General features: G+C 36.3%; 9 protein-coding genes. All 9 read right to left on the bottom strand.

Translation table 11 applies throughout. The features are described from left to right. Positions 1-1444, bottom strand: a 1444-nt coding sequence (locus GXZ93_00360; GenBank protein ID HHT78247.1) for a glutamate--tRNA ligase, incomplete at its 3' end; no start/stop codon positions are given. An 80-nt stretch (positions 1445-1524) separates the two neighbouring features. Then, positions 1525-2010, bottom strand: a complete 486-nt coding sequence (locus GXZ93_00355) for a 2-C-methyl-D-erythritol 2,4-cyclodiphosphate synthase (GenBank protein ID HHT78246.1) — start codon at positions 2008-2010, stop codon at positions 1525-1527. Positions 2011-2024: 14 nt separating this feature from the next. Then, positions 2025-2738 carry a 2-C-methyl-D-erythritol 4-phosphate cytidylyltransferase gene (ispD, locus tag GXZ93_00350; protein HHT78245.1) on the bottom strand — a complete coding sequence of 238 codons (714 nt, stop codon included), beginning with the start codon at positions 2736-2738 and terminating at the stop codon, positions 2025-2027. Then, positions 2738-3325 carry a hypothetical protein gene (locus GXZ93_00345; GenBank protein HHT78244.1) on the bottom strand — a complete coding sequence of 196 codons (588 nt, stop codon included), beginning with the start codon at positions 3323-3325 and terminating at the stop codon, positions 2738-2740. Before GXZ93_00345 ends, ispD begins: the two co-directional genes overlap by 1 nt. A 25-nt stretch (positions 3326-3350) precedes the next feature. After that, a complete protein-coding gene (gene disA, locus GXZ93_00340; GenBank protein HHT78243.1) occupies positions 3351-4460 on the bottom strand; it encodes a DNA integrity scanning protein DisA in 1110 nt (369 codons plus the stop codon). Between the two features lie 117 nt (positions 4461-4577). After that, complete coding sequence (locus tag GXZ93_00335; GenBank protein ID HHT78242.1) at positions 4578-7040, bottom strand: ATP-dependent Clp protease ATP-binding subunit; 2463 nt, start codon at positions 7038-7040, stop codon at positions 4578-4580. Continuing rightward, positions 7033-8175, bottom strand: coding sequence for a hypothetical protein (locus GXZ93_00330; protein ID HHT78241.1), 1143 nt, complete (start codon positions 8173-8175; stop codon positions 7033-7035). Before GXZ93_00330 ends, GXZ93_00335 begins: the two co-directional genes overlap by 8 nt. Continuing rightward, on the bottom strand, positions 8176-8751 hold the full coding sequence (locus tag GXZ93_00325; GenBank protein ID HHT78240.1) for a hypothetical protein: 576 nt from the start codon (positions 8749-8751) through the stop codon (positions 8176-8178). Between the two features lie 162 nt (positions 8752-8913). Then, positions 8914-10101 (bottom strand): lysine--tRNA ligase (gene lysS / locus GXZ93_00320; GenBank protein HHT78239.1); only part of this gene is annotated, 1188 nt, incomplete at its 5' end.

The following is a 10101-nucleotide window of genomic DNA, read 5'->3' as shown; positions in this document are numbered from 1 at the left end:
TTATTCTTTTCAGGCAATCATCTGCTCCAAGTATTGAAACAACCTTCGGAAGCTCCGGCCCGTGAACACTGCCTGTTATGCTCGTCCTCATGGGCATATAAAGAAACCTGCCTCTTATATTGAATTCCTTAAGCTCCTGATTGATTTTATTAATGATCTCTTTTGCTTCTTCCTCGCTGATTTCATTCCCTGATTCTTCTTTATGCCTTTTTATTTCAGACTCAAACCGGTTAATTACCATACCTGCTGTCTCTGTCTTTATAATTTCAACTGCTTCTTCATCATAGGAAGTCATTTCTGTAATAAAAAAATCTTTTGCAAGAGGATAAAACTCCTTTAATGTTTTTATTTTATCCTTAAAAGCGTCAATTAACTTATATATTTTTAAATTATCTTCTTCTGAAGGCAGGCCGTTTTTTTCCATGGATAAAAACGGGAGAAGAAGCTTCTCAAGCTCCCGGTCATTTTTCATCCTTATATAGTTTCCATTTATCCAGTTTAATCTATCAATATCAAATATCGCCGGATTTTTTGAAACGTCCTGCAGTCTGAATTTTTCAAAGATATTTTCCGGAGCAAACAATTCTTCTCCTGTTCTTGGAGTCCATGAAAGCAGGGAAAGATAATTTACAATTGCTTCCTTCAGGTAACCTTCTTCCCTGTATTGTGTAATTGTAGTTGCGCCATGCCTTTTGCTTAATTTGGAGCCATCTTTTCCAAGAATCATTGAAAGATGTGCAAATTCAGGAATCTCATAATCCAGACTCTTGAAAAGCATTATCTGTCTTGCAGTATTGGTTATATGGTCTTCACCCCGCAGAACATGTGAAATCCTCATATCATTATCATCTACAACCACAGCAAAATTATATGAAGGAGTGCCGTCTGATTTTATCAGCACAAAATCACTTATAACATCTGAAGAAAATCTTATTTCGCCCCTGATGATATCATTGAAAATTATCTCACCGGGTTCAACCCTGTATCTGACTGTATACGATTTATTATTTTTTATATTCTCTTCTATCTCACTTTCGCTCAAATCGCGGCATTTGTTATCATATCCCGACGGTTTCCCTTCTGAAATCAGCGAGTTCTTAAGATTTTCAAGCCTTTCAGGGCTGCAGAAACACCTGTAAGCTTTTTTTCCTTCAATAAGCCTTCCGGCTTCTTTTATATAAATTTCAAGCCTTTCACTTTGCCTGTAAAATTCATCCCATTCAAGCCCCATCCATTTTAAATCATTTATTATTGAGCTCTCGAATTCACTGCTGGATCTTTTAAGATCCGTATCTTCAATTCTTAAAACAAGCTTTCCGTCCATACTCCTTGTAGCAAGCCAGTTAAATAATGCCGTTCTTGCAGTTCCAATATGAAGTCCTCCGGTTGGGGAAGGTGCAAACCGGAATCTAATCTCTTTTCTGTATTTTTCCTTTTTTCCCATTTAACAAATCCAGATCATTGATTACAATAATTATTGTTTTAAAATAAAAAATCCACTGCTGCCTTCAGATCGTAATTTTTTTAAATTTTTTTCACTTTTTTAAGCAGAACCACACTCTGCGCAGCTATTCCTTCTTCTCTTCCACAGAACCCAAGCTTTTCAGTAGTGGTTGCTTTTACGCTTACTGCGTTTATATCAGTTTCAAGTATTTTGAAAAGTTTTTCTCTTATTCTTTGGATATACAGAGCTATTCTGGGCTTCTCAAGAATAAGTATATTATCACAATTAACCAGGCTGTAACCGCATTCTTTCATCATCCCGACTACCTTTTCAAGAAGGACAAGACTGGATATATTTTTATAAGCATTATCAGTATCCGGAAAATAAGTTCCTATATCTCCAAGACAGCATGCCCCCAGAATGGCATCATTAATTGCATGTATAAGAACGTCTGCATCTGAATGCCCTGCCAGACCTCTCTTATAATCAATTCTTACACCACCCAGTATTAGTTCTCTGTCATCTGTAAACCTGTGGACATCATAACCTATTCCTATCCTAAACATTATAAAATTCCTTTTTAATGTATGCCGTTTTTAGAAATAATCAGTTCTGCAAGAAACAGATCAATAGGAGTCGTTATCTTTATATTTTCGTGATTCCCCTTTATTATCTTAACTTTATATCCTATTTTTTCAACAAGCATCGCATCATCTGTAGCCATAGTATTATCTGTTTCCGCATGCTTATATGCCTCTATAAGAGCATCTTTAAAAAAAGTCTGGGGTGTCTGGGCATGATAGACAGTTTCTCTCGGGATAGTTCTTATACAGCCGTCAGAATCGTTTATCTGCTTTATTGTTTCATATGCAGAAGCTGCAAGTATGACACCTCTGACTTCAGTATCTTCTGTATTGAATTCCACAAGCTTCCTGAAAAGCAGATCCACATCAGCCGAATAAATAAGAGGCCTCACGCCATCATGAACCGACACCATTTCACATTTGTCGGGAATAAATTTCAGGGCATTGCTTACTGTTTCCTGCCTTGTCTCTCCCCCGATTATAAGTCTTGTAACCTTGTTAAACCCAAATTTATTTATAATATTTTTCTGGGTATACTCAATATATTCAGCCGGAACAAGTATAAATATTTCATCTATAAGCTCTGATTTCTGAAAAACATTTATTGTATGCGCAAGAATTGGCTTTCCGCATAACTTAATGAATTGTTTATTGATATTTGCCCTTAACCTTGTGCCTTTGCCCGCCGCTGTGATTATTCCAAGATTCATTATTCTCCATTTGCTGCTTTTGAAAAAATCATCCGACCGGCAGGAGTCTTAAGAATTCCGGTAATAAGGATCTCTATTTCCCTGCCGACAAGTTTTTTACCGCCCTCTGTTACAATCATGGCAGTCTTTTCTTTATCTGAAATACCTGTGTATTCTGTATCTTTTTTATTTAACTTAAAAATTGTTACAAGCAGTTCCTTGTTTCTTAAAGCAAGTATTATTCCTGCATATGAAAAAATCAGCACAACAAAAACAGGTATAAAAACTCCTGCGAAAGGAATGGATCTTAATGCAACATATACAAGACCCGGCACTATTCCTGTAGCCAGGCCAGCAAGCCCGATTATCAGATTACTGCCGGGAATATTTTTGAGATGCCTGTCAACTTCAGTTACATCTTTTATGATGCGCCTGCCTGTCAAAGTGTCAAATAAATAACCTAAAAATGCAAAAATTATGATTCCGGTAATTTGTCCTATTAATAAAAAATTACCTTTAAGGTAATCTGTTAAAAAAATATTTACCAAATAATATCCGGCACCAGCACCAACAATAAGAGAAACTACTTTAAATATGAGTAAAACCATAAAAACCTACCAATATTATTTCAAATTATAAATTTATTCTGGTATCGAGCCCTCCCTTACCGTTGTATATTTCATTATAAAAATAATATTCTGAATACTTTTTAAGCCTGTCATAAAAGGTTTTCGCTTTGACCTTGCCAAGCCCGTTTACATCAGCAAGATCTTCTACATCAGCTTCCATTATGTTTTTAAGATTTTTAAACTTATTGATTATATTAGCAATTATCCCCTGTGGCAATCTTATTACCTCGGAAATTATCCTGTAGCCTCTTGCATGTACATTATGCTCAATGGGATTTTCTTCTTTTTTATAGCCAAGAAATTCCATAATGGATTCCAGATCAGAAACCTCATCGGATTCCATGCTTAGTATCTTGTCTTTTAATTTCAAAGGCTCAGTTTTGACATCATCGGTAATATAATCCTTTATAATCTTCACATAACTGTCTTCAACATTGTCCATGAGTTCGGCCATCTGCATTTTCAGAAGCCTTCCATCCGTACCAAGCTCAGTTATATATTTATTCATTTCCTTTGCCGTCTTATGAACAATAACCGCTTTCTGGAAAACACTGGCTACATCAAAAAGAGTTACTATTCCTTCAAGTTCCCTTATAGTAAGATTCTGAAGCAGGTGGTTAAGACCTGACTTGAACTTTTCGAGTGTCTGCAGAGCCTGGTTGGCCTTGGACAGAATTATTCTCGGTTCTTCAAGAATATATTTTATATTTTCTATATACAGAGTGACTGCATCTCTTTTTTGTGAAATGGAAATGACAAGTTCTTTGGTTTGCTTGGCAGTTCTTTCAGCTGTAATATGTCTTGTCCCTGTCTCTGATGTGGGAATATCAGGATAAGGGAAAAGATGGGTGTTGGCATAAAGAATTCTCTTTGTATCGGAACTCAGAATAATTGCACCGTCCATTTTTGCCAGCTCATACAGCTTTGCGGGACCATAATTGCAGCCGATGTAAAATCCGCCATTAACTATTTTAAGAACAGCCTCAGAATCCCCAAGCACAAGAAGAGCGCCTGTTTTTGCCTGGAGTATATACTCAATTCCAAGCCTGAGACCTGTTCCCGGTGCAACTCTTTTAAGACATTTTAGGAGAAGCTCTTCTTCTTTGGCATTCATATTAAAAAATCAAATGTTTTTATGTAATTTTTAAAAATAATACTTAAATGCTGATTACAGATAATAATAATACAATAAATCAAGAAATAAGTAATAGTAAAAAAATAAAATTAACTACTATACTTTCAGTGTAGATTTAAAGAATTCATCAATATCGAATTTCAGCATATCTTCTTCAGCATTTATCCTTATGCTGCTGCCCGGCTTTATTCCCCCAATTATTATTTTTTCAGATATGGGATCTTCTATCAGTGTCTGAATAGCCCTTCTCATCGGTCTTGCTCCCATCGCGGGATCAAAACCTTTTTCTATCAGAAGATCCTTCGCGGAAACTGTCAGCTCAAGACTGATACCCTGATTTTCAAGCTGATTCTGAACTCTTGCAATCATTAGATCAATAATCTTGTACACCTCTTCTTTTTTAAGCTTGTGGAATACGATTATTTCATCCAGTCTGTTTAAGAATTCAGGTCTAAATGTATTTTTTAATTCGCTTAAAACTTTGTTCTTGATTTCATTATAAGATATTTCTTCATTATCATTTTTCTGAAAACCGAATGGATTGTTTTTCTGTATCTCTTTTGCTCCCAGATTTGAAGTCATAATTATTACTGTGTTTTTAAAGTCAACTCTTCTGCCCTGGGAATCAGTAAGATGTCCGTCTTCAAATATCTGAAGAAGTATATTAAATACATCCGGGTGCGCTTTCTCAATCTCATCAAACAGAATAACACTATATGGTTTTCTCCTTATTGATTCCGTTAGCTGCCCGCCTTCCTCATAACCCACATAACCCGGGGGTGAGCCGACAAGTTTTGAAACAGAATGTTTTTCCATATATTCCGACATATCCACCTGGATCAGCGCTTCTTCCCTGCCGAATAAAAATTCAGCTATGGTTTTTGCCAGCTCAGTTTTGCCTACTCCTGAAGGACCAAGAAACATGAATGATCCTATAGGCCTTTTGGGGTCTTTCAACCCTGACCTGGAACGCCTTATTGCTTTCGAAACTGTAATAATCGCCTCATCCTGGCCGATAACCCTTTTGTGGAGACTGTCTTCCATGTGCATAAGCCTCTCGGTTTCTTTTTCAGTCATTTTATATACAGGTACTCCGGTCCAGTTGGAAAGTACTTCCGCTATTTCATTTTCATCTACTTTTTCCTTGCCAGATTTTTCCAACCTTTTCCATGATTCCGTTATTTCATTCTTCTCCTTTAAAAGTTTCTTCTCCCGGTCACGCAATTCAGCTGCCTTCTCAAAATCTTGATTCTCAATTGCAGATTCCTTTTCATTTATTATGTTGACTATTTTCAGATCTATCTCTTTCAGGTTTGGCGGGGTCATTATGCTTCTTATCCTTACTCTTGAAGCAGCTTCATCTATAAGATCTATAGCTTTGTCTGGAAGAAATCTGTCCGAAATATAACGATATGATAATTTTGCTGCTGCAACTATTGCATCATCGGTTATTGTTGTTTCATGGAAATTTTCATATCTTTCTTTTAATCCTTTAAGTATTTCTATGGTTTCATATATAGATGGTTCATCTACATAAATTGGCTGGAATCTTCTTTCAAGAGCCTTGTCTTTTTCTATATATTTTCTGAATTCGGTTATGGTTGTAGCTCCAATTGTCTGGATTTCTCCTCTTGCAAGCATTGGTTTTAAAATGCTTGCCGCATCAATAGCACCTTCCGCCGCTCCTGCCCCTACAAGATTGTGGACTTCATCTATAAAAATAATTATTTCACCATCTTCCTTTATTTCAGCAAGCACTTTCTTTAATCTTTCCTCAAAATCTCCCCTGTATCTTGAGCCTGCAATAATAGAGCCGAGATCAAGAGTAAATATCCTTTTATTTTGAAGATTTGCCGGTACTTCTTTTGTCGCGATATACTGTACAAGGCCCTCAACGATAGCCGTTTTCCCTACTCCCGATTCACCAATAAGCATAGGGTTATTTTTAGTTCTTCTTGAAAGTATCTGCATGATCCTTTCTATTTCCTTCTCCCTTCCCACAACCGGATCCAGCTTGCCTTCAGCTGCCAGGCCGGATAAATCTCTTCCAAACTGGCTGAGTGTTTTCAGAACTTTTTTCTGTGTCTTTGTGCCGGAAAAACCACCATTCGCGGTATAAAAAGGATATTTTCTAAGTACTTCCTTTATTATTTCCTTGGTATTATCAAGATTTATTCCCATGCTATTAAGAACCCTGGCAGCAACCCCTTCACCTTCCCTGAGAAGACCAAGAAGTATATGTTCTGTCCCGATATAATTATGGCCCATCTGAAGAGCTTCCCTTAAAGAAAGCTCCAGGACTTTTTTTGCTCTTGGCGTGAAAGGAATATGTTCATATGAGTCAGAAGAACCCTCAGTCACTACCGCTTTAACGGCAAGTTTTATTTCCTCTCCCGAGAAACCCATCTCTATCAGGACTTTTGAAGCAATGCCTTCCTGCTCACCAAGAAGACCAAGAAGTATATGTTCTGTCCCGATATAATTCTGCTTTAAGAATCTTGCTTCGTCCTGCGCTTTTACAACTACTTTTCTGGCTTTCTCTGTAAATCTTTCAAACATTTGTATCACCCTGATCCACTTTCCCGAAATCTGCTGATTCCGGATCAGCATTGCTATTTTTAAGTATTTCGTCTCTTACAACACATGCTCTCACAAAATCTATTTCATCCATTGATGCTTTTTTATTCTTTATATGGTTAAGCTCTATATTGGAATCTGTAATCATCTCAATTAATCTGTAAAAATCAAAATATCTGACTTCATCAATTATCCTGAGATCCATGCCGAACTTTATAATTGAAAGAAGCTCAACAGCTTCTTCAAATGAAAGCACTTTTGCATATTTTATCATACCGAATGACCTGTATACGCTATCTTCAATTATAAAGTTAATATTTGAGCCTATTTCTTTCTTTGCTTTATTTTCTTCTTCAATAATATTATGCGCTATGGCATTGAGTTCCTCAATTATGCTTTCCTCATTTTTGCCAAGTGTTGCAAGATTTGAAATCCTGAACAGGTTCCCTATTATTTCATTGCTTTCCGCTATATAACTGCTTACTCCATATCCTGTCTGATTTAAATTCTTGATAAAATCTATTATCTTTGTACTGATTACAAGCGAGGGCAGATGCACAAGAATCTCAACTTTAAGCCCCGTTCCCAACACAGAAGGATTTGATGTAAGATAGCCGAGATTCTGGCTGAAAGAAAAACTTAATTTCTTTTCAAGTTTTTTTTCTATCTTTATGATTTCCTTATAGCACTGCCTCACCTTTATCCCCGGCATATGACACTGTATCTTAAGATGTTCGTCTTCATTGATAATGATGGCAATTAATTTTTTATTATCTGCCGGTTCAGATTGAATTATTATTCCTTTACCGGCAATTTTCTGTATCATTGAAGAGGAAATCAGCCTCTTGTCCATCAGGAGCTGCCTGTGTATCCTGGGAATATCTCTTACATAATAAAACTTGAAATTATTCAGAAACCTGATGGAGTTCTTTGCTTCCTGGATCTGAAAAAGAATATTCTCCTTTTCGGTTCTGTCATTCGCTTCATTAAATTTATATCCGGAAACATTCCTGTAAATATAAGCAGAACTATACAATACAATATCCTGCCTGGGCGGGCTGCCATGCCGGCAGACTGTATCAGTTAAATTTTTTAAATCTATATTTTTATCTTCCATTTATTTCTTGTTTCTTTTGCCTGTCAGATGAAGCTGCTTCTGAAGATTTGTTATTTTATCTCTTAATCTTGCGGCCTCTTCAAAATTTTCAATTATTATCTGCTCTTCAAGCTTGAATTTCAGATCTTTGATCTTCTTTTCAATTTTAAGCCTTTTATTGCAATTAAGCGGAATTTTTCCTTTGTGTTCAATGCCCGACTGTATAATCTTTATGAAGGGATTGAGCTCAACCCTGAAATCTTCATAACATTTGGGACAGCCAAGCCTCCCTGACTTTTTCACCCGGGCAATAGAAACACCGCAATTGCTGCACCTTTTATTTTCCCTGACATTAAGGCTTAATTCATTCCGGCCCTGTCCTTCATCCCGGTAGCTTCCGTCTATTAAATGTCCCAGATCAATTGCAAGAACATTAAACAGCGGACTTTCCTTCCTGCTGTCATCCGCGGCATCATTTAAAAAGGAAAAATCCTTAACACATTCCCTGCAAAGATTTATCTTCTGAAGCTCGCCATTATTACCGAATGTAATAAAATGGATAAAAGCTTCATTTTTTCTACAATTATCACAAATCATTAAAACCTGCCTATTTAAAAATAAAAATTATGAATATACAAATCTTTTAAACAAAACTAAAAATAGTTTTATAATAAATTACAAGCCGATTATAACATTTTTGATCATAAAATTTAAATTGGGCAAAATATAAAACAGTAAGATATCAGACCGGCTAATGAGTTAAATATCTTTTTCCTGCTTCATCAGCGGGAAAAGAATTACATCTCTTATTGACTGACTGCCTGAGAGAATCATTGCAAATCGATCTATTCCAATTCCTTCACCGCCGGTTGGAGGCATTCCGTATTCCAGCGCTCTAAGAAAATCAATGTCAATTTTCCCTGTGATTCTCTCTTCTTCATCCTTGCTTTTAACCTGCATCTTGAATCTTTCAAACTGATCTCTCGGATCTATAAGCTCGGAGAAGGCATTTGCTATTTCTTCCCCTCCCATGAAAAGTTCAAATCTTTCAGTCAGCTCGGGATTATCCTGTTTCTTTCGAGCAAGAGGCGATATTTCAACAGGATAGTCTTTTATGAAAGTAGGATTTATCAGTTTATCCTCAACAAAATTCTCAAAAAGCTCATTAATTATTTTTCCTTTTCCAGCGTCATCCTCAATTTTTATACCTTTTTCTTTCGCAATATTTTTAAGCTCATCAATACTTTGCTCAAAAGAAACATTTATCCCCGCATATTTTTCAAGTGAATCAATCATGGTAATTCTTTCCCATTCGCCATCCAGATTAATTTCTCTTCCTCTGTAGTCAAATTTCAGCAACCCGGAAGCTTTTAAAGCTACATATTTTAGCAGCTCTTCGGTAAGATCCATCAGCTCATTATAATTGGAAAAAGCCTGATAAAATTCAAGCATTGTAAATTCAGGATTATGTTTATAAGAAATACCTTCATTTCTAAAATTTCTGTTAATCTCAAAAACTTTTTCAAAACCGCCAACCACAAGTCTCTTGAGATAAAGTTCAGGCGCAATTCTGAGATAAAGCTGCATGCCCAGGGCATTATGATGGGTTACAAATGGTTTTGCAGTTGCTCCTCCGGGAATAGGCTGAAGCATTGGTGTCTCCACTTCCAGAAAACCTCTTTTATTAAGAAATTCCCTGAATGCCTCTATCATCTTTATTCTTATAAGAAAAGCTTTTTTTACATCTGGATTTACAATGAAATCAAGATATCTCTGCCTGTATCTGGTTTCCTTGTCTTTTAGTCCGTGCCATTTTTCAGGAAAAATCCTTAAAGATTTGCTAAGAAGGACAAAGTCTGCAACATTTATTGTCAGTTCATTCGTATGGGTTTTGAATATTCTTCCCTGCACCCCTATAATATCTCCAATATCCAGGCTTAAAAATTC

The sequence above is a fragment of the Actinomycetota bacterium genome, from assembly GCA_012837825.1.
GTDB lineage: Bacteria > Actinomycetota > Humimicrobiia > Humimicrobiales > Humimicrobiaceae > Humimicrobium.
This window is presented reverse-complemented; position numbering and strand designations above follow the sequence as displayed.